This window comes from Brevundimonas huaxiensis (assembly GCF_014218725.1).
Taxonomy (GTDB): domain Bacteria; phylum Pseudomonadota; class Alphaproteobacteria; order Caulobacterales; family Caulobacteraceae; genus Brevundimonas; species Brevundimonas huaxiensis.
Genome location: NZ_JABBJE010000001.1, coordinates 664173 through 683191, shown reverse-complemented (window position 1 = coordinate 683191; position 19019 = coordinate 664173). Strand labels below are relative to the sequence as shown.

Below are 19019 nucleotides of genomic sequence, written 5' to 3'. Positions count from 1 at the left end.
AAGGGGCTTTAGCAGCCTTCCTTCCGGTAACGCAAAGGGGTGCGGGTCGCCCTGTAACAATAGTTCAAGTGGTGAAGGTCGATCAGCCTTGGGCGGCCGGGGCCGAGACGCGGATCACATAGTCACGCGGGTCGGAGAAACCCAGGACGGCGCGAGCACGCTCTTCCAGAAGGTCGCGAGACAGACTGTCGGTGCGCAGATAGCGAACTCGTGTCTCAAGATCGCGGCGCTGTTCGGTCAGATGCGCCAACTGGTCCTCGCGTTGCCCCAGAAGGGCGTCGCGAGACGATCCGCTCAGCAGTCCGCGCTCGCCCGTCAGCGCCTGAACCCCGAGATAGGCCAGAAGCAGCAACAGGGCGAGGGACAGGCGGTAAGGTTTCATCCGTTCGGGCACTTGAGACGCTCCTTCTGAGCGCGAAAACACAGTTCAGAAACCGTGCCCGGAAATGCCTAACGAAATGTAGCTTGACCGTAAGATTGTCGGCGGAAAACGCTGATTCTCCGCCGACAATTCCGTTTCCTATTTCAGCAGCATGCCGTCGCCGAAATAAACGCCCTGGTCGCCAAGCATTTCCTCGATGCGGAGCAACTGGTTGTACTTCGCCACCCGGTCAGAGCGGGCCAACGAGCCGGTCTTGATCTGCCCGCAGTTGGTCGCCACGGCCAGGTCGGCGATGGTGTAGTCCTCGGTCTCGCCCGACCGGTGGCTCATCACGGCGGTATAGCCTGCGCGGTGGGCCATATCGACGGCGTCCAGCGTCTCGGACAGGGTGCCGATCTGGTTGACCTTGATCAGGATCGAGTTGGCTAGGCCTTCGCCGATACCCGCAGCTAGACGCGCCGGATTGGTCACAAACAAATCGTCGCCGACCAGTTGGACCCGGTCGCCCAGGCGCTCGGTCAGCAGGCGCCAGCCGTCGAAGTCATCCTCGGCCATGCCGTCCTCAATCGACACGATCGGGAAGCGTTCGCACAGATCAACCAGGTAGGCGGCCATGCCTTCGGAATCGACGGTCTTGCCCTCGCCGGCCATGACGTATTTGCCGTCCTTAAAGAACTCGGTCGAGGCGACGTCGAGGCCCAGGTGGAAATCCTCGCCTGCGAGGTAGCCCGCCGCCTGGCCCGCCTTGGTGATGAAGCTCAGCGCCTCATCGGCCGAGGCCAGATTGGGTGCAAAGCCGCCCTCGTCGCCGACGTTGGTGTTGTGCCCGGCGTCCTTCAGTTGCTTCTTCAGGGCGTGGAAGATTTCGGCTCCCATACGCACGGCGTCTGAAAACGTCTCGGCGCCGGTGGGCAGGATCATGAACTCTTGGATGTCGATCGGATTGTCGGCGTGGGCGCCGCCGTTGATGATGTTCATCATCGGGGTCGGCAGGACGCGGGCCGAGACGCCGCCCAGATAGCGATACAGTTCCTGATTGGCCGACAGGGCGCTGGCCTTGGCGACCGCCAGAGACACGCCCAGGATCGCATTGGCGCCCAGACGGCCCTTGTTGGGCGTGCCGTCCAGTTCGATCATCGCCTCGTCGATCCGGCGCTGCTGCTCGGCGTCCATGCCGGACAGGGCGTCGAAGATCTCGCCGTTGACGGCGTCGACCGCCTTCTGGACGCCCTTGCCGCCCCACATGTCCTTGTCGCCATCACGCAGCTCGACCGCTTCGTGCGCGCCCGTAGACGCGCCGGACGGTACGGCGGCGCGGCCGAACGAACCGTCTTCCAGCGTGACATCGACCTCGACCGTCGGATTGCCCCGGCTGTCGAGGATCTGGCGGGCGACGATGTCGGCGATGTCGGTCATGGCTCGGCTCTTTGGCTCAAGGGGCAAGGGAGGTCAGACGGTTTAGCCGCCTCCCCGCCAAACGCCAATGCCGACGTCATCGCCGGGCGTCAGGAACAGCCTTCAACCAGTTGGATCGAGGGATCGCCAGCGTGGACCATCATCACCTTGCCGTCGCTGCCGATCTCATATCGAACGCCGCGCGCCGACGGATCGGTGACATAGGTCGTCGATCCGCCTTTCGACCAGACGAACAGATCCTCGGCCGGTGCTTCCTGGTATTTGTGCGGTTGGGCGAAGACCGCGCCGCCATAGGCTTGCTTGATCGCCATGGCCGTATCGCCCACCCCGAATCCGCGATCGGTCTTCGTCGTCGCACCGCGCGCCAGGGTGATTCGCGTCAGTACGCCGTTCTGGACCATCACCTGCACATCTGCGGGCGCCTTGGTTGGATGGAACTGGTCACAGACTTCGGGCTCGGCGCCGCCGGGGGCGTTCGGTTGGGAGTCCTCGCCCCAGACCTTCACCAGCTCGGCGCGCGTCATGCCGATTCGCACCGGCCCCAGACCTTCGGCCGTCAAAGCATTGGGATCGGCGGCGGGCGTAGCGGGCGTCTCGTTCGCCGAAGCGACGGACGTTGCGGCGGGCTCCGAGACGCGCTCCTCCGCGCGATTGCAGGCGGCGAGGGTCAGCAGCGCGCAGGCGCTGACGGCGGTGAAACGAATCATCATACGGCGTCTCCAGTGGAAGCTTCACCGGACTGAACGCACGAAAACGGCGCGCGGGTCACCGCGCGCCGTCGAAATCGTCATCCGACCGAAGTCGGGGTCGCCTGAAGGACTAGTCTTCCTTGGGCGTGATGACCTGGCGACCGCGATAGGTGCCGGTCTTCAGGTCGATGTGGTGCGGGCGCTTCAGCTCGCCGGTGTCCTTGTCCTCGACGTAGACGTTCGAGGTCAGGGCGTCGTGGGCGCGGCGCATGTTGCGACGCGAGGGAGATACTTTGCGCTTCGGAACGGCCATGTCCGTCTCAATCTTCTAAGTCGGGCGCCGCCCAGAGCCGAGCTCCGTCTAGCGCGAAAACAATAGCGGCGGCCCGAAAGAGCCGCCACGCGAGGCGCGGCTTATGCATGAACCGCGCGACGATTTCAAGGCGTTTAAGCAGGTGTCAAACGCCGGACGATCTTTGCTGGATTGCCGACCACCACCACGTCGGACGGCACGTCCTTCGTCACGACCGATCCCGCGCCGATCACCGAACGATCGCCGATGGTGACGCCCGCCAGAACGATGGCGCCGCCGCCGATCCAGACGTCGTCCCCGATAACGATCGGCCGCGCCGTCTCCTCGCCCCGGCGGGCGACCGCGTCCAGCGGATGTTCCGGCGTCAGAAGCTGGACGCCTGGCCCGGCCTGGAAGTTGTCGCCGATACGGATTTCGGCGCAGTCCAGGAACACGCAGTTGGCGTTCGCAAAGGCCCGCGCGCCCAAATGAATGTTGACGCCGTAGTCGCAGAAGAAGCCCGGCATGATGATCGCCTTGCCATCGGCAGCATTGACCAGTTCGTTGACCAGGGCGCCGCGCCGGTCGCGATCGGGCTCGGCGTTGATGGCGACGGTCAGGGCCACGGCGCGGGCGCGACCGTCGCGTAGATCGGGATCGCCCGGGTCATAGGGCAATCCCGCCAGCATCTTTTCGCGCTCGGTCATGCGGCCTCCGTCAGGGCGTCAGCCACGGCTTCGCCGATGGCCATCGAACTGGTCAGGCCCGGGCTTTCGATGCCGAACAGGGCCATCAGACCATCAATGCCGTGATGCTCGCGGCCATGAAGCTGGAAGTCCGGTTGCGGCTCGCCCGGCCCATGCAGTTTGGGCCGAATGCCGGCGTAGTCCGGTGTCAGGGCGCCGTCGGGCAATCCCGGCCAAAAGCGGCGGATGTAAGTGGCGAACGCCTCCGCCTTGGCGGGATCGACAGAATAGTCCTCGGTGTCGACATAGGCCAGATCGGGGCCGAACACGGCCTGACCGCCCAAATCCTTGCGATAGTGGGTGCCCAGCGCGCCGGGGATGGGCGGCGGATAGATCAGGCGGTCGAACGGCGCCTTGCCTGTCAGCCGGAAATAGACGCCCTTGCCGAAATGTCCGGCGGGAATGTCGCCGGGCGGATAGCCTTCGATCAACGCCGCCGCCACCTGGGCCGACAGTCCGGGTGCGGTGACCAAAAGGCGGCTGGTGACCTGCATCGCCCCCTCCCCGCCGACACGGATCGTGAAGCCGCCGGCCGCCAGCGGCTCTGCGCCCTCGAACGGCGCCGAGACCACGACCGATCCGCCCGCATCCTCGATCTCGCCCTGCAGGGCCAGCATATAGCCGTGACTGTCGAACAGGCCGCTCTCGGGCGACAGGATGGCGGCGTGGGCGTTAAGCTCCGGCTCCAGCGCACGCGCCTGGGCGCCGGTCAGATGCGCCAACCCCTCGACGCCGTTCGCCGTCGCCTGTTCGAAGATGGCCTCGATCCGCTCGACCTCGGTCTCTTGCGTCGCCAAGACCAGCTTGCCGCATTTCCAATGGTCGATCTTGCGGCTGGTCAGGAAGTCGTAGAGCGCTCGCCGCCCCTCGACGCAGAAGCGGGCCTTCAGCGATCCGGTCGGATAATAGAGCCCGCCGTGAATGACCTCGGAATTACGTGAGGAGACGCCCTGGCCGATGTGGCCTTCCTTCTCCAGCACCAGCACCGTCAGGCCCCGTTTCGACAGCGCCCGACCGCAGGCCAGGCCCACAGCCCCGGCGCCCACGACGGTCGCGTCGAAATCAAAACTCATCGGACGCCGTATCTCCGCTTCGCCTCGGCCTCGAAACAGCCGATCAGCTTTTCCACGGCCCGGTCGAAGTTCGCCGACAGCATCATGTCCAGCATCCGGGATTTGAAGGCGAAGTCGATCATGAACTCCAGCCGCGTGCCGTCCGGATGGGGAAAGAACTCCCAACGGTTCTTCAGGTGCTTGAAGGGCCCGCGCAGCAGGCCGACCTCGACCTTGGGCGCATTGCGATCGTGCCGGACCCAGGTGGAGAACCGCTCCTTCAGGAAGGAAAACCCGACGCTGGCCTCCGCATCCTGCAAGCCGACACCCTCGCCTTCCTCGCGCGCGTTCCAGACGCGCATCGACGTCACCCACGGCACGAAGTCGGGATAGGCGCGCACATCGGCGACCAGATCGGCAAGCTGTTCGGGCGCATAAGGAAGAATGCGCGTGACGCGATGGACGGCCATGCGGGACTTAGCGGCGCAGCTGCGCCTCGCGCGCGGCCTTCAGCCGGGCGAAGTCGTCGCCGGCGTGGTGCGACGAACGCGTCAGCGGGCTGGACGACACCATCAGGAAGCCCTTGGCCCGTGCGATCGCCTCATACGCCTTGAACTCTTCCGGCGTGACGAAGCGGTCGATGGCGGCGTGTTTGCGCGTCGGCTGCAGGTACTGGCCGATGGTGATGAAGTCGACGCCGGCGGACCGCATGTCGTCCATCACCTGCATGACCTCTTCCTTGGTCTCGCCCAGGCCGACCATGATGCCGGACTTGGTGAACTGGTTCGGGTCCCGCTCCTTGACCATCTGCAACAGGCGCAGGCTGTGGAAGTAGCGGGCGCCCGGCCGGATCTTCAGATACAGGCGCGGTACGGTCTCCAGGTTGTGATTGAAGACGTCAGGCTTGGCGTCGATCATCACGACCGCCGCCCCGTCCTTTCGCAGGAAGTCGGGCGTCAGGATCTCGATGGTGGTGTCCGGCGCCTGGATGCGGATCTGCCGCACCACCTCGGCGAAGTGGGCCGCACCGCCGTCGGCCACATCGTCGCGATCGACCGAGGTGATGACGACGTGGTTCAGGCCCATCTGCTGGACGGCCAGGCCCACCTTGCCCGGCTCTTCCGGATCCAGCGGCTGCGGCAGGCCGGTCTTGACGTTGCAGAAGGCGCAGGCCCGCGTGCAGGTGTCGCCCATGATCATCAGGGTGGCGTGTTTCTGGCTCCAGCACTCGCCGATGTTCGGGCAGGCCGCCTCTTCACACACCGTCACCAGCCCCTTGGAACGAACGATCTCCTTGGTGGCGTTATACTGACCAGAGCCCGGCGCCTTGACCCGCAGCCAGTCGGGCTTTTTCAGAACGACCGACTCGGGCCGGTTCTGCTTTTCGGGGTGGCGCAGCTCGGACGGCTTGCGCTGAAGGGTGTCGATCAGGGTGACCATGGCCGGTATTTCGGACTTTGAGGCCGTTTAGGCAAGGCACACCGGGTAACAGACTTGCCGCAGGCGTGATCGCGCATCGGAACTCACGCGACGTTACGCATCTTTTCAAGATGACGCGGCGTCATTAATGACAGTCGCCCGAACAACAGAGAGGGCCGCCCGCGTCCTCCGTAGGAGACGCGCTTGCGCCAGGCCCTGGATCCCTCGCTTTACGACTCGACCCTGATCGACGCCCTGATCGATGCGCGGTCGCGGTTCGGCGACAAGGAAATCCTGGAAGATCAGGACCGGCATCCGCTGACCTACACCGGCCTGATCCGCGCCGCCTTCGTGCTGGGACGCAAGATCGCCAATATGACGGACAAGGGCGAGCGGGTCGCCATCCTGCTGCCGTCGTCCATGGGCGTCGTCGTCACCTTCTTCGGTCTGCACGCCCATGGTCGTGTGCCGGTGATGCTAAACTTCACCGCCGGCGAAGCCAATCTGAAGGCGGCGATCAAGGCCTCGGGCGTCAAGAAGGTGCTGACCGCCAAACGCTTCATCGATCAGGCCAAGCTGGACGACCTGATCGTCGAACTGAAGACGGTGGCCGAGGTCGTCTGGCTGGACGACGTGCGCAAGACCATCGGCCTGGCCGACAAGCTCTATGGCCTCGCCGCCGGCGCGGCGCCCCGGCGGTTCCGCGTGAAGACGGACCCCGACGCGCCGGGCGTCGTACTGTTCACCTCCGGCAGCTTCGGCACGCCCAAGGGCGTGGTGCTGAGCCAGAAGAACCTCGTCGCCAATGCGCGTCAGGTGGCGGCCCACATCGACCTGTCGCCGGACTGGGTGATGTTCAATCCCCTGCCGACCTTCCACTGTTTCGGCCTGACCGGCGGGGTCATCCTGCCGCTGCTGCAAGGGTTGAAGGCGTTCCAATATCCGTCGCCGTTGCACGCCAAACAGATCACCGACCTGCTGCCCCAGGTGAACGCCTCGATCCTGTTCGCGACCGACACCTTCCTGAACCAGTACGGCCGCGTCGCCGAACCGAACGACTTCTCGACGCTGAAGTTCGTCGTCGCCGGCGCCGAGAAGGTGCGCGAGGAAACCCGCACCCTGTTCAACACCAAGTTCGGCGGCGTCGAACTTCTGGAAGGCTACGGCGCGACCGAGGCCTCGCCTGTCATCGCCGTCAACCATCCTGACCGAAATGCGCCCGGCACGGTGGGCCAGGTGCTTCCCGGCATCGACTGGAAGCTGGAGCCGGTCGAGGGCATCGACGCAGGCGGTCGCCTGATGCTGCGCGGTCCCAATGTCATGAGCGGCTATGTCACCTCGGCCGAGCCTCTGACGTGGGATCCGATCGGCGACGACTGGCTGGACACGGGCGACATCGTCGATGTAATCGACGACGGCTATGTCACCATCCGCGGCCGCGCCAAGCGCTTCGCCAAGATCGGCGGCGAGATGGTCTCACTGACCGCCGTCGAAGGGATCGCCGGCGCCGTCTGGCCGGATCAGCGCCACGCCGTCGTGTCGATTCCGGACAGCCGCAAGGGCGAGAAGCTGGTGCTCGTCACTGACCACGCAGACGCTGAAGTCGCTCCCCTGGCTGAATGGGCGCGGACCAACGGTGCGCCCGAGCTGATCGTGCCGAAAAAGATCGTCAAGGTCGCCGAGGTCCCCGTCCTGGGCACCGGCAAGACCGACTATGTGTCGATCCAGAAGATGGTCGAGGCCGAGAAGGCGGCCTGATCAGCCGATCCGGACGCCCGTCATCGAGATCGAGCCGCCGTCGATGCGGTCGTTGAAGAAGCTGAGCGCCTCGCCCGGCTCCTGCTGGGCGGCGATATAAAGCACCGGCAGGAAGTGTTCGTCGGTCGGCACGCTTAGCTGCGCGTCTTCGGCCAGACCCACCCAGTCGATCAGGGCCTCATGGTCGCCCCGTTCGAACGCCGTCTTGACCGCCTCGTTGAAGCTGGTCGCCCAGGCGTAGGGTTCGGCCCCGTCCTCGCGTTTCCAGGTCCGCAGATTGTGAACGAAATCGCCCGAGCCGGCGATGACAATCCCCTCGTCGCGCAGCGGTTTCAGCGCCTTGGCCAGGTCGTAATGCTGGCGCGCCGTCAGATCGCGGTTCAGCGACAACTGCACCACAGGCACGTCCGCTTCGGGCCACACATGGCACAGCACCGACCAGGTCCCGTGATCCAGGCCCCACGCTTGCGTCTGGACGGCCCCGGTCAGCGCCGACACCCGCGCCGCCAAGGCGGGTGACCCGGGCGCCGGATACTGCATCTCATGAAGTTCTCGCGGGAAGTTGCCGAAGTCATGGATGGTCTCGGGCTTCTCCTGCGCGGTGACGCCCAGCCCGCGCGTCTCCCAGTGGGCGGAGATCATCACCACACCCTTGGGCTTGCCGATCGCTTCGCCCAGCGCACGCCAGGCCGCCCCATAGGGACCGCCGAGCGCGTTCATGGGCGAACCGTGGCCGAAGAAGACGGCGGGCTGGCGCATCGGATCAGCCGTGCAGCTTCTTGGCCAGCTCGGCGATATGCTTGCCCTGGAACCGGGCGCCGTCCAGCTCGACATCGCTGGGCTGACGCGAGCCGTCGCCGCCCGTGATCGTCGATGCGCCATAGGGCGAGCCGCCGTGGATGGCGTCCAGCGTCATCTGTCCCTGGAAGGAATAGGGCAGACCCACGACCGGCATGCCGTGGTGCATGAAGAAGTTGTGCAGGCCCTGGAAGGTCGTCTCCTGACCGCCGTGCTGTGTCGCCGTGGCGGTAAAGGCCCCGCCCACCTTGCCGATCAGGGCGCCCGAGAACCACAGGCCGCCAGCCTGATCCAGAAAGGCGCGCATCTGCGACGCGGCCGAACCGAAGCGGGTTCCGGCGCCGATGATGATGGCGTCGTAGTCCTTCAAATCGTCGATCTTGGCGATCGGCGCCTTTTGATCCAGCTTGTAGTGAGAAGCCTTGGCCAGCTCTTCCGGCACGGTTTCCGGCACGCGCTTGATGTCCACGACGGCGCCTTCGACCTCGCGCGCGCCTTCGGCGACCGCCTCGGCCATGGTTTCCAGGTGACCATAGGTCGAATGATAGAGGACGAGGACTTTCGGCATCGAGGAGGCTCCGTTGAATGACAAGGGTCGTCATTCGCAACAACGACCGTTGCTAACTTGGCGCGCTGCCGGTCCTTCCGCAAGTCCCCGACATCAAATCACGTCTCGAATGGGCAGACGGTATCGTAAAAGCCCTGGTCGCCCGGCGTGGGGCGACCGCGGCGACAGTGGAAACGATGCTCCATCACCATCGCCTGCTGCTCGATGTTCAACGCGTCCCACCGGCAGGTCGGTTCCACGCGATACGCATAGGAGGCGGAAGTGTCCCCAGCCTTCAGCTTTGCGAATAGCAGATTGACACCCTGCTGGGCCTGCCAGACGTGCGTCAGTTCATGAATCAGCACGCCCTGCATGCGGTCGGACGCCAAAGTGAAGTCTGCGACGAGCTGCGCTTGCGGCCACACGATCCAGTCTCGCCCGAACCAGCGCCCGGCGACGAAGGCGCGGCGGAACGGCCAGCCGATCAATCGGACGGTCGCCAGGTCGATCGCGGCGCCGAACGCCTCTCGCGCGAGCGATTTCTCGGCTTCGGTCAGGGCGCGAACGAAGGATCCCAAGGCTTCACATACTCCCAGTGCCACGGCTCATAGACATAGGGCACAAAGCCGAAACGCCCAGCGTTCGCCACCAGCCAGCGATAGGTCGCCGACCGCGCCATATATTCGCGACTAGTTGGGGTGGTGGAATCGACGCCCAGACCCGGCGCCTGGCCGACATACAGATCGACCGCCGTGCCCGTCCGATGCGGAGAGCAGACCGCGCGGCGCAGGCCGTCGCAGTTACCCTGCTGCGCACAGCGCGCCGCGTCCGCCTCGGGGTCGCGGAAGCCGGAGAAGATCTGCAGCAGTTCGGGATCGGCCCCCACCTCCGGAACCTCAGCCCGCGCGGCCGCGACCAGCCGGCGATAGGCGTCCAAGACGTCCCGGCGCAGCAGCCGCGTCAGACGGTCTGCATGTTCCTCGGACGCGACCAGATAGCCGAGCTGATTGATTGGCGGCGGCTCGGGACAGGCTCCCCCGACGCGCGCCATGACGAATGGCCTGCGCTCCTGCCAAAGGCCGCGAAACACCTGGAATGTCGCCACATCGAACAGACCGGTCGGCGCCAGGCCATAGGTCTGCTGAAACCCCGCCAGTTGCGACGCGAAGATCGGCGTGCCGGCCCCGCACATCGTATGCAGTTCGCGCTGGATCAGCGGCAGATAGGCCTGCCACCCCCACTCCGCCACCCCGAACGGCGCCCATTCCATGCCGTAGGCCGATTCAGCGTTCGCCAGTCCCTGCGCCCGCCAACCGTCAGCATTGGTGTGGCAGGGCCCGGCCGCCCGCGCGCCGCCGGCGAACGTCAGAACGCAGCAAACGGACAGGAACGCAAAAAGGCTTCGCCACATGTCCCACAGGAAGCCCCAAGCCGGTCGATCTCACAAGTGCATGCGTCACCGATCGCTGGCATGGTGACGCGCGGCCGACTCGCGCCGCGCCTTTCGGACCGACGCATGTCCACCGCCGCGCCGACCGCGCCCCGCCGTTCCAACGCCGTGCTTGCGGCCTTTTCCGGGCCGTGCCTGCCGCTGGCGGCCTTCGGCGTCGCCCTGCCCGTCACCCTGCCGGAATTCTACGCCACCCATGTGGGCTTGGAGCTGGGAGTCGTGGCGGCCGTCTTCATGGCCGTGCGCCTGATCGACATCGTCTTCGACCCCTTCATCGGCTGGGGCATGGACAAGACCAAGACGCGGTTCGGTCGCTATCGCCCGTGGATGGCGATCTCGACGCCGATCCTGATGCTGTCGGCTTTTATGATGTTCGTCGTGGTCCAGCCCGGCGCCGGGCCGGCCTATCTCTTCGGCTGGCTGCTGGTCCTCTATCTCGGCTTCTCGATCGGCACTCTTGGTCAGTTGGGCTGGGCCGCCGTGCTTGCGCCGCAGTATGACCAGCGCAGCCGCGTCTATGGCTGGTGGCAGGTGTTCAACATCATCGGCGTGATCCTGATTCTGGTGCTGCCGACCGTGGTGGTTCAGACGGGCATCGGGAACTATGCCGACGGCGTGCGGATCATGGGCTGGGCCATTCTGATCGCCCTGCCCGTCACCATCGGTCTGGCCATGGTCGCCGTGCCAGAACCCGTCAACGCGGGCGACCAGCCGCATGGGGGCGCCGGCGCCTATCTGGCCCTGCTGAAGATGCCCACGGTCCGGAAGCTCTTGATCGCCGACCTGCTGCTGGGCGTCGCGCCGGGCATCACGGGTTCGCTGCTGTTCTTCTTCTTCGGACAGATCAAGGGCTACGACCACAGCCAGGCCGGCCTGTTCATGTTGTTCTATTTCATCGCCGGTCTGTGCGGCGCGCCCATCTGGGCCTGGCTGGCCACGCGCATCGGCAAGGACAAGGCCCTGGCCGTCGCCAGCCTGATCTTCGCGGCCCTCTACATCGCCGCCACCCTGGTTCCCGGCGGCAACTTCATGCTGACGGCGGGGGCCATGTTCATCGCCGGCCTGCCCTATGCGGCCGGCCTGTTCCTGTTGCGCGCCATGATGGCGGACGCGGGTGACGAGGTGCGGCTGGAGACCGGCGTGGATCGCACCGGACTGATGTTCTCCATCCTGTCCGCGACGACCAAGATCGGCCATGTGGTCGCGCTGATCCCCTACCTGATCCTGCAGGGCGTGGGCTTCAAGGCTGTGCCAGGACCGACGGGCAACAGCGACTTTTCACTACTGACGCTGCAGATCCTGTTCATTCTGGTCCCCGGCCTGTTGCTGGCCGCCGCCGCCTGGGTGCTGAAGGGCTATCCCCTGACGCCGAAGCGGCACGATGAAATCCGCCTCGCCCTGGAAACTCGCGACGGAGCCCGCCGTTGAGACCGATCGACCGCTTACTCGGCGTTATGGAGCGGTTGCGCGATCCCGACGGCGGCTGCCCGTGGGACGTGGAGCAGACCTTCGCCACCATCGCTCCCTATACGATCGAGGAGGCCTATGAGGTCGCCGACGCCATCGAGCGCAACGATCTGGTCGAGCTTAAGGGCGAACTGGGCGACCTGCTGTTCCAGGTCGTCTTCCATGCCCGCATGGCTGAGGAACAAGGGCTGTTCGCCTTCGACGACGTGGTCATAGCCATCGCCGACAAGCTGGAGCGCCGCCACCCCCACGTATTCGGTGACGAGGCCCAGCGCTCCTCGAAGGAACAGACCATCGCCTGGGAAGCCATAAAGGCCGCCGAGCGCAAGGACCGCAAAAAGCCCGGTGTCCTGGATGATGTGCCGGTCGGCCTGCCTGCCCTGACCCGCGCCGCCAAACTGACCAAGCGCGCCGGCCGCGTCGGCTTCGACTGGCCATCGACCGACGAGGTGTTCGACAAGCTGGCCGAAGAGGTCGAGGAATTGCGCGTCGAGATCGCCGCCGGCGACAAGGCCAAGGCGCGCGAAGAGCTGGGCGACCTTCTGTTCGTCGTCGCCAACCTGGCGCGCAAGCTGGACGTCGAGCCCGAAGACGCCCTGCGCGCCGCCAACGCCAAGTTCGTGCGTCGCTTCGGCTTCATCGAGGCGGCGCTGGCCAAGGACGGCCGCACACCCGACCAATCGGACCTGGCCGAGATGGATCGCCTCTGGGACGCCGCAAAGGTCGCGGAAAAGGCCGCGCCTCAAGCCTGAGCGATCCCGCGTGACCTACGACCTGATCATATTCGACTACGACGGCGTGGTCGCCGACAGCGAGGTGCTGAACAGCACTGTCATGGCCGAGCAACTGACCGCCATCGGCCTGCCGACCTCGCTCGACGACGTCTTGGCCGCCTATACCGGCAAGCGCTGGCGCGACAATCGGCCGGTCGTCGAGGCAGCCTTAGGTCGTGCCTGCCCTGACGACTTCCACACGACATGGTTTGCGACCTGTCGCCAGCGCGCGCCGCAGCAACTTGAACCCGTGCCCGGTCTGCTGGACTTCGTCGCCGCCCGCCGCGAGCCCCGCTGCATCGCCTCGTCCAGCGGCCCCGACTGGATCGGCGTCGGCCTGAACCTGTTCGGCCTGACGGATCATTTCGACGGCGCAGTCTTCACCGGCCTGGTGGTCGAGCGCGGCAAGCCCCACCCGGACATCTTCCTGCACGCCGCCCAGACGATGGGCGTCGATCCGGCGCGCGTCCTGGTGATCGAAGACAGCGAGGCGGGCGTCACCGCAGGCGTCGCGGCCGGGATGACGGTCGTGGGGCTGACGGCGGGCGGCCATGTTCGCGACGGCCATGCCGAACGCCTGACGGCGCGCGGCGCCCACTTTATCGCCGACAGCTATGCGGCCGTCTCCGCCTTCATGGATCGCTGAGCATCAGAGGTAGCGCAGTTCCTGTAGATCGACGTCACGGAACAGCTTCTTGGCCGTCACCTCGTCCAGCTGACGCGCCCTCATCAATCGGCGCAGTTCCTCGCGTTCTGCGGCCAGCCCGGCAAGCCAGAGACGACGCTCGATGTCGTCCATCTTGCGTGTCAGGGCGGCGTCTTCCTCGTCGGTGCGGGTGTGGGTCTCGATCCGCTGGCGATAAGTTTCCATGATCCGCCCGGCGATGTCGGAATAGAGGTCGGGGTTGGACTTGCCCTCCGCCATGGCGTGCGAGGCGTCCTCGATGGCGCGGATGGCGGCCGAGGCGGCGGCGACCCGGCCGCGATCCTCTTCCTGCTCATGCGACGGCTCCGGCGGCAGTTCGACGTTCTTCAGCAACCGGGGCAAGGCGAAGGTCGCCAGCACCAGCGACACCACGATCACGCCCGCCGCCAAGAAGATCGCCAGGTTCCGCGACGGCATCGGCGACCCGTCTCCCAAAGCGAACGGCAGGGTCAGGATACCCGCCAGAGTGATCGCGCCGCGGACACCTGCCAGAGACATTACCATGGTCAGCCGCAAACCGACCTTGGCCGGCGGCCCGCGATGGCGGCGGCGAAACAGGGTCAGCTTCAGCGATGTCCACACCCAGACGAACCGCAGCGCCGCCAGCGTGGCGACGATGCCGAACACATAGACCGCCAGCCACCAGACCTCGGGCCGGCTGGTGCCCGCCACCACCTCGGCCGCCCGCGACATGATCGAGGGCATCTGTTCGCCCAGGATCACGAAGATGATGCCGTTGGCCACGAACTGAACCGTGTCCCACACGACGCTGCGCCGGACTCGCGTCATCGCCATCGACTGGCCGGCGATGCCGCCGCGTTCGGTGAAACTCATCGTCACCCCGGCCGCCACTGCCGCCAGGATGCCGGACGCATGCAGTTCTTCCGCCACCAGATAGGCCGCAAACGGGATCAGCAGGCTGATAAGAATCTGCGCGCCCACGTCCTCGCCCCAGCGTCGGCTGACGAAGCTCTTGGCGTAGCTGATGGCCGTGGTGACCAGAACGCCGACCGCGACCCCGACCAGGGCCAGCCAGGCGAACGTCCCAACCGCATGGCCGATCGAAAACGCTCCCGTCGTCGCGGCGGCGACCGCGATCCGCATGCAGGTCAGGCCCGTCGCATCGTTCAATAGCGACTCGCCTTCCAGAATGTGCATCAGGCGCTTTGGGATGGGCGCCCGCGCCGCAATGGCCTGAACCGCGATGGGATCGGTCGGCGACAGGATGGCGGCCAGGGCGAAGGCCACCGGCAGCGGCATCTCCGGGATCATCCACCAGATCAGGAAACCCAGACCGACGACGGTGAACAGCACCAACCCCAGCGCCAGCTCGAGGATGACCGCGCGGTCGCGAAACAGGTCTTCCTTGGGAATTCGCCAGCCGTCCAGAAACAGCAGCGGCGGCAGGAACAGCAGAAAGAAGATGTCCGGCTCAAGATCGACCGTCTTGCCCGTGATCAGCACGATGGCCGCGCCCAGCCCGATCTGAACCAGAGGCAAGGCGATGCGCGTGATCCGCGCGATCGAACCCGACATCACCACGGCCAACAGCAGAAGCAGGACGGTTTCGATCAGATGCATGAAAACTCAGTCGGTCAGGTCGGGATACAGGCGCTCGAATCGCCCGAGCGCCGCAGGATGCAGCCGCACCGTGACGTGAGTACGGCCAAGCTCGTCCGCATCGCGCGCCGTGACCCGCCCATGCTCGTACAGCCACGCCAGGGCGTCGCCCTGATGCGGCTCCAGCGTCAGCTGGGTCTCGGGATCATCGTCGATCAGGCCGGCGATGATCTGGCGCAGAGGCTCGATCCCCTCGCCCGTCCAGGCTGAGACGGCGACCGCCTCACCGTCCTTCGCCAGACGTTCGGCCTGACCCAGCACGGTCTCGCGCGCTTCGTCGTCTAGCAGGTCGATCTTGTTCCAGACTTCCAGCACCCGCCGCGTCTTGCCCTCTGGCGTCTCGATCTGTTTCAGCACGGCGTCGACGTCCTTGGCCTGGGCGGCGCTGTCGGGCGAGGCGATGTCGCGGACATGCAGGATCAGATCGGCCTCGCCGACCTCCTCCAGCGTGGCGCGGAAGCTCTCGACCAGTTCGTGAGGCAGGTCAGAGATGAAGCCGACGGTGTCCGCTACGATGGCCGGTCGCCCTTGCGGCAGCCGGATTGTGCGTTGGGTGGTGTCCAGGGTGGCGAACAGCAGGTCTTTGGCGAAGACCTCCGACCCCGTCAGCCGGTTGAACAGCGTCGACTTGCCGGCGTTGGTGTAGCCCACCAGGGCGATGGTCGGGAACGGCGCCTTCTGACGCTGCTTGCGGTGCAGGCCGCGCGTGCGTCGCACCTCTTCCAACTCGGACTTCAGCCTGACGATCCGATCGGCGATCAGACGCCGGTCCAGCTCGATCTGGGTTTCGCCGGGCCCGCCGGTCGAGCCGGTGCCGCCCCGTTGCCGCTCGAGGTGGGTCCAGGTGCGCACCAGACGCGACCGCTCATAATCCAGCCGCGCCAGCTCGACCTGAAGCCGCCCCTCCTTGGTCCGCGCGCGACGCCCGAAGATTTCCAGGATCAGGCCGGTGCGGTCGATGACCTTCACCTCCCACGCCTTTTCCAGATTGCGCTGCTGCACCGGCGTCAGGGCGACGTCGATGATGACGGCTTCGGCGTCCGCGGCGCGCACGAGCGCGGCCAGTTCCTCGACCTTGCCCGTGCCGAACAGGGTCGCAGGCGTTGGGCTGCGCAGCCGCACGATCTCTTCGGCGCGCACGTCGAGGTCCAGCGCGCGGGCAAGGCCCGCCGCCTCCTCAAGCCGTTCGCTCGCTAGCCGGGGACTGTCCGAGCGTCGGTCGGGGTGAATGACGACCGCCCGGATCAGCGGGACGGTGTGGTCGATCAGTTTTTGGGTCAATCAGTCTTCTTCGGCGTCCGGCTCGTACAGCTGCACGGGCGCGGACGGCATGATGGTTGAGATGGCGTGTTTGTACACCAACTGGGACTGGCCATCGCGGCGCAGCAGGACACAGAAGTTGTCGAACCAGGTCACGATGCCCTGCAACTTGACCCCATTGACCAGAAAGATGGTCAGCGGCGTCTTGGTCTTGCGAACCGAGTTGAGGAAGGTGTCCTGAAGGTTCTGACGTTTGTCTTGCGACATGGCAGGTTTTTCCTGTTCTTCATTGTTTGTCGCCGTGGGAGCGGCGGGGCCGATGCAGCCGACAGCGACCTTAACCGCCGCCCGGCCGCTCGGGCAACGCCCTAAATGGCCCCTCGACGCGCCTGTTCAAGATAGAGTTCTCGCAGGCGGGTCGCGACGGGCCCGGGCTTGCCATCGCCGATCTTCACGCCGTCCAGCGAAACCAGCGGCATGACGAAGGCGCTGGCGGCGGTGACAAACACCTCGCGCGCCCGTTTCGCTTCGTCGACCGAGAAGGCGCGTTCTTCCAGTTCGACACCCTCGGCGGCGGCGAGCTCTAGGACCGCCGCTCGCGTGACGCCCCGCAGGATATTGGCCTGGATGTCCCGCGTTCTCAGCCTGCCGTGCTCATCCACAATCCACGCATTGGTCGATGCGCCTTCGGTGATCAGCCCCATGTCGTCGTACATCAGGCACTCATAGGCGCCGCGCTCGCGCGCCGCCTGTTTGGCCAGCACATTCGCCAGCAGGCCGACCGTCTTGATGTCGCAACGCCCCCAACGAATATCGGGCTGGGTGACGCCGGCCGCGCCGTTTTTCGCCAGTCGCTGGTTTCGCGCCGGATCGATCGACTTGGCCGTCACGACCACGCTGGGCGCGATATCGACCGGAAAGCCATGATCGCGCGGTGCCGTGCCACGTGTGACCTGCAGATAGACCATGCCGTTGCGCACGCGATTGCGCCGCACGGTCTCGCGCAGAACGACGCCCAAGGCGCCGGCGCTCATCGGAATGTCGATCTTCAGTTCGCTCAAACTGCGGTGGAGGCGGCTCATATGACCTTCGAAATCGGCCAGCCGCCCGTCGAAGACGGACCAGACCTCATAGACACCGTCTGCAAACTGGAAACCGCGGTCCTCGATATGGACCACGGCCTCGCCGTGGAGGCTGTAGGCGCCGTTCACATAGGCGACGCGCGACATCAGGCCGGCTCGTCCTCGTCTCCGCCGCGCGCGGGCGACACGCCCAGCGACTTCAGCTTCCTGTGCAGAGCCGATCGTTCCATGCCGATGAAGGCGGCGGTGCGCGAGATATTGCCGCCGAACCGCATGATCTGCGCCGCCAGATACTCCCGCTCGAAGACCTCGCGCGCCTCGCGCAGCGGCAGGGCGATGGTGCGCTCGCCGCCCAGGTTCGCCGTCCCGCCGTTAGATGTCGCCACCTCCTGCGGCAGCATGTCGGCGGTGATCGTCTCGGCCGGATCGCCGGTCGCCAGGATCAGCAACCGCTCGATATTGTTTCGCAGCTGGCGGATGTTTCCGGGCCACGGATGAACCTGCAGCACCGCCACAGCATCGTCCCCGACGATGCGTTTGGGCAGACCTTGAGACGCGCTGATCGTGTCGACGAAATATTCGACCAGTTCGGCGATGTCCTCGCGCCGTTCCGACAGCGGCGGGACACGGATCGGCACCACGTTCAGACGGTGGAACAGGTCTTCGCGAAAACGTCCCTCTGCGATTTCGGCCTTCAGATCGCGAGAGGTTGAGGTCACGACGCGGACATCGACCTGAACGTCCTGCTCTCCGCCGACACGCCGGAACCGCTGGTCCACCAGCACACGCAGGATGCGGCTCTGGCTTTCGCGCGGCATGTCGCTGATTTCATCCAGATATAGCGTGCCGTTGTGGGCGCGTTCGAACACGCCGATCTTGCGCGGGCGGCCGTCCTGGCCCTCTTCGCCGAACAGTTCGACGTCCAGACGTTCCGGCGTCATGCCGGCGGCCGAAATCGCGACGAACTCGGCGCGGGCGCGCGGGCTGGCTTCGTGGATCTGGCGCGCCACCAGCTCCTTGCCCGAGCCGGCCGGTCCAGCGATCAGAACCCGGCTGTTGGCCTGGGCCACCTTGGCGATGGTGCTGCGCAAGGCCTGCGCGGCCTGCGATCGGCCGATCAGACCCGACGGCGTCATGGTCGCCGCGCGCAGCCGGCGGTTCTCGCGCTTAAGCGTCGCCGCCTCGATGGCCCGTTCGACCACGACGACCAGCCGATCCGACTTGAACGGCTTTTCGATGAAGTCATAGGCGCCGCGCTTCAGCGCCGTCACCGCCGTCTCGATGTTGCCGTGACCGGAAATCATCACGACCGGCAGATCGGGATCCAGCTCCTTGACGACCTCCAGCAGCTCCAACCCGTCCAGACCCCCGCCCTGCATCCAGATGTCCAGGATCGCCAGCGACGGCTTTCGGGCGCGGATCGCGGCCAGGGCCTCGTCGGAGTTTGCGGCCACGCGCACGGCATGGCCCTCGTCCTCCAGCAGGCCGGACACCAGGTCGCGGATGTCGGCCTCGTCGTCGACAACGAGAATGTCGGAACCGGTTGGTCGCATCTTGCCTCG

The 19019-nt window shown here is 65.8% G+C and carries 21 protein-coding genes; 4 read left to right on the top strand and 17 right to left on the bottom strand.

Going from position 1 to position 19019, the window contains the following annotated elements; genetic code table 11:
• Nucleotides 1-82 precede the first annotated feature (82 nt).
• From HF680_RS03435 to lipA, 8 genes are all read right to left on the bottom strand, one after another.
• The gene (locus HF680_RS03435; RefSeq protein ID WP_017504845.1) at nt 83-382 is read right to left on the bottom strand and encodes an FtsB family cell division protein; all 300 of its coding nucleotides are present in this window, start codon (nt 380-382) and stop codon (nt 83-85) included.
• Nucleotides 383-520: 138 nt separating this feature from the next.
• On the bottom strand, nt 521-1798 hold the full coding sequence (eno, locus tag HF680_RS03430) for a phosphopyruvate hydratase (protein WP_039243670.1): 1278 nt from the start codon (nt 1796-1798) through the stop codon (nt 521-523).
• 89 nt (nt 1799-1887) lie between these two features.
• The gene (locus HF680_RS03425) at nt 1888-2508 is read right to left on the bottom strand and encodes a hypothetical protein (protein WP_045810786.1); all 621 of its coding nucleotides are present in this window, start codon (nt 2506-2508) and stop codon (nt 1888-1890) included.
• Between the two features lie 109 nt (nt 2509-2617).
• Nucleotides 2618-2800, bottom strand: a complete 183-nt coding sequence (rpmF, locus tag HF680_RS03420; RefSeq protein WP_026108365.1) for a 50S ribosomal protein L32 — start codon at nt 2798-2800, stop codon at nt 2618-2620.
• A gap of 134 nt (nt 2801-2934) precedes the next feature.
• Nucleotides 2935-3486, bottom strand: coding sequence for a sugar O-acetyltransferase (locus HF680_RS16140; RefSeq protein ID WP_039243667.1), 552 nt, complete (start codon nt 3484-3486; stop codon nt 2935-2937).
• Nucleotides 3483-4598: an NAD(P)/FAD-dependent oxidoreductase gene (locus tag HF680_RS03410; RefSeq protein ID WP_185224066.1), complete on the bottom strand. Its 1116-nt coding sequence runs from the start codon at nt 4596-4598 to the stop codon at nt 3483-3485. The genes HF680_RS16140 and HF680_RS03410 overlap by 4 nt, the downstream gene beginning before the upstream one ends.
• Entirely contained in the window at nt 4595-5047 is a 453-nt protein-coding gene (locus HF680_RS03405; protein ID WP_039243665.1) for a type II toxin-antitoxin system RatA family toxin, read from the bottom strand. Before HF680_RS03405 ends, HF680_RS03410 begins: the two co-directional genes overlap by 4 nt.
• Before the next feature lie 7 nt (nt 5048-5054).
• Nucleotides 5055-6017 carry a lipoyl synthase gene (gene lipA / locus HF680_RS03400; protein WP_045810784.1) on the bottom strand — a complete coding sequence of 321 codons (963 nt, stop codon included), beginning with the start codon at nt 6015-6017 and terminating at the stop codon, nt 5055-5057.
• 183 nt (nt 6018-6200) lie between these two features.
• Between lipA and HF680_RS03395 the strand changes: the two genes are divergently transcribed.
• Complete coding sequence (locus tag HF680_RS03395; protein WP_185224065.1) at nt 6201-7754, top strand: AMP-binding protein; 1554 nt, start codon at nt 6201-6203, stop codon at nt 7752-7754.
• Here HF680_RS03395 and ygiD read toward each other — a convergent pair whose 3' ends face one another.
• From ygiD to HF680_RS03375, 4 genes are all read right to left on the bottom strand, one after another.
• Nucleotides 7755-8513 (bottom strand): 4,5-DOPA-extradiol-dioxygenase, encoded by a 759-nt coding sequence (gene ygiD, locus HF680_RS03390; protein ID WP_185224064.1) that lies wholly within the window; start codon nt 8511-8513, stop codon nt 7755-7757.
• A 4-nt stretch (nt 8514-8517) separates the two neighbouring features.
• Nucleotides 8518-9120 carry an NAD(P)H:quinone oxidoreductase gene (gene wrbA, locus HF680_RS03385; protein WP_055805062.1) on the bottom strand — a complete coding sequence of 201 codons (603 nt, stop codon included), beginning with the start codon at nt 9118-9120 and terminating at the stop codon, nt 8518-8520.
• A 98-nt stretch (nt 9121-9218) separates the two neighbouring features.
• Nucleotides 9219-9677, bottom strand: coding sequence for a hypothetical protein (locus tag HF680_RS03380; protein WP_185224063.1), 459 nt, complete (start codon nt 9675-9677; stop codon nt 9219-9221).
• Nucleotides 9653-10510: a D-alanyl-D-alanine carboxypeptidase family protein gene (locus tag HF680_RS03375; RefSeq protein WP_185224062.1), complete on the bottom strand. Its 858-nt coding sequence runs from the start codon at nt 10508-10510 to the stop codon at nt 9653-9655. The genes HF680_RS03380 and HF680_RS03375 overlap by 25 nt, the downstream gene beginning before the upstream one ends.
• Before the next feature lie 105 nt (nt 10511-10615).
• On the opposite strand from HF680_RS03375, the gene HF680_RS03370 reads away from it, so the two are divergent.
• The 3 genes from HF680_RS03370 to HF680_RS03360 are packed head-to-tail and all read left to right on the top strand — an operon-like array spanning nt 10616 to nt 13435.
• Nucleotides 10616-11977 (top strand): MFS transporter, encoded by a 1362-nt coding sequence (locus HF680_RS03370; protein ID WP_185224061.1) that lies wholly within the window; start codon nt 10616-10618, stop codon nt 11975-11977.
• A complete protein-coding gene (gene mazG, locus HF680_RS03365) occupies nt 11974-12768 on the top strand; it encodes a nucleoside triphosphate pyrophosphohydrolase (RefSeq protein ID WP_082064417.1) in 795 nt (264 codons plus the stop codon). Before HF680_RS03370 ends, mazG begins: the two co-directional genes overlap by 4 nt.
• 10 nt (nt 12769-12778) lie before the next feature.
• On the top strand, nt 12779-13435 hold the full coding sequence (locus HF680_RS03360; protein WP_045810779.1) for an HAD family hydrolase: 657 nt from the start codon (nt 12779-12781) through the stop codon (nt 13433-13435).
• Between the two features lie 3 nt (nt 13436-13438).
• On the opposite strand, the gene HF680_RS03355 is transcribed toward HF680_RS03360, so the two are convergent.
• The 5 genes from HF680_RS03355 to ntrX form a co-directional block, all read right to left on the bottom strand.
• Nucleotides 13439-15076, bottom strand: coding sequence for a Na+/H+ antiporter (locus HF680_RS03355; protein ID WP_185224060.1), 1638 nt, complete (start codon nt 15074-15076; stop codon nt 13439-13441).
• Between the two features lie 6 nt (nt 15077-15082).
• The gene (gene hflX / locus HF680_RS03350; RefSeq protein WP_185224059.1) at nt 15083-16396 is read right to left on the bottom strand and encodes a GTPase HflX; all 1314 of its coding nucleotides are present in this window, start codon (nt 16394-16396) and stop codon (nt 15083-15085) included.
• Complete coding sequence (hfq, locus tag HF680_RS03345; protein WP_003164861.1) at nt 16397-16642, bottom strand: RNA chaperone Hfq; 246 nt, start codon at nt 16640-16642, stop codon at nt 16397-16399.
• A 101-nt stretch (nt 16643-16743) separates the two neighbouring features.
• Nucleotides 16744-17604 carry a D-amino-acid transaminase gene (locus tag HF680_RS03340; RefSeq protein WP_185224058.1) on the bottom strand — a complete coding sequence of 287 codons (861 nt, stop codon included), beginning with the start codon at nt 17602-17604 and terminating at the stop codon, nt 16744-16746.
• Nucleotides 17604-19010 (bottom strand): nitrogen assimilation response regulator NtrX, encoded by a 1407-nt coding sequence (ntrX, locus tag HF680_RS03335; RefSeq protein WP_185224057.1) that lies wholly within the window; start codon nt 19008-19010, stop codon nt 17604-17606. Before ntrX ends, HF680_RS03340 begins: the two co-directional genes overlap by 1 nt.
• Between the last annotated feature and the right edge of the window lie 9 nt (nt 19011-19019).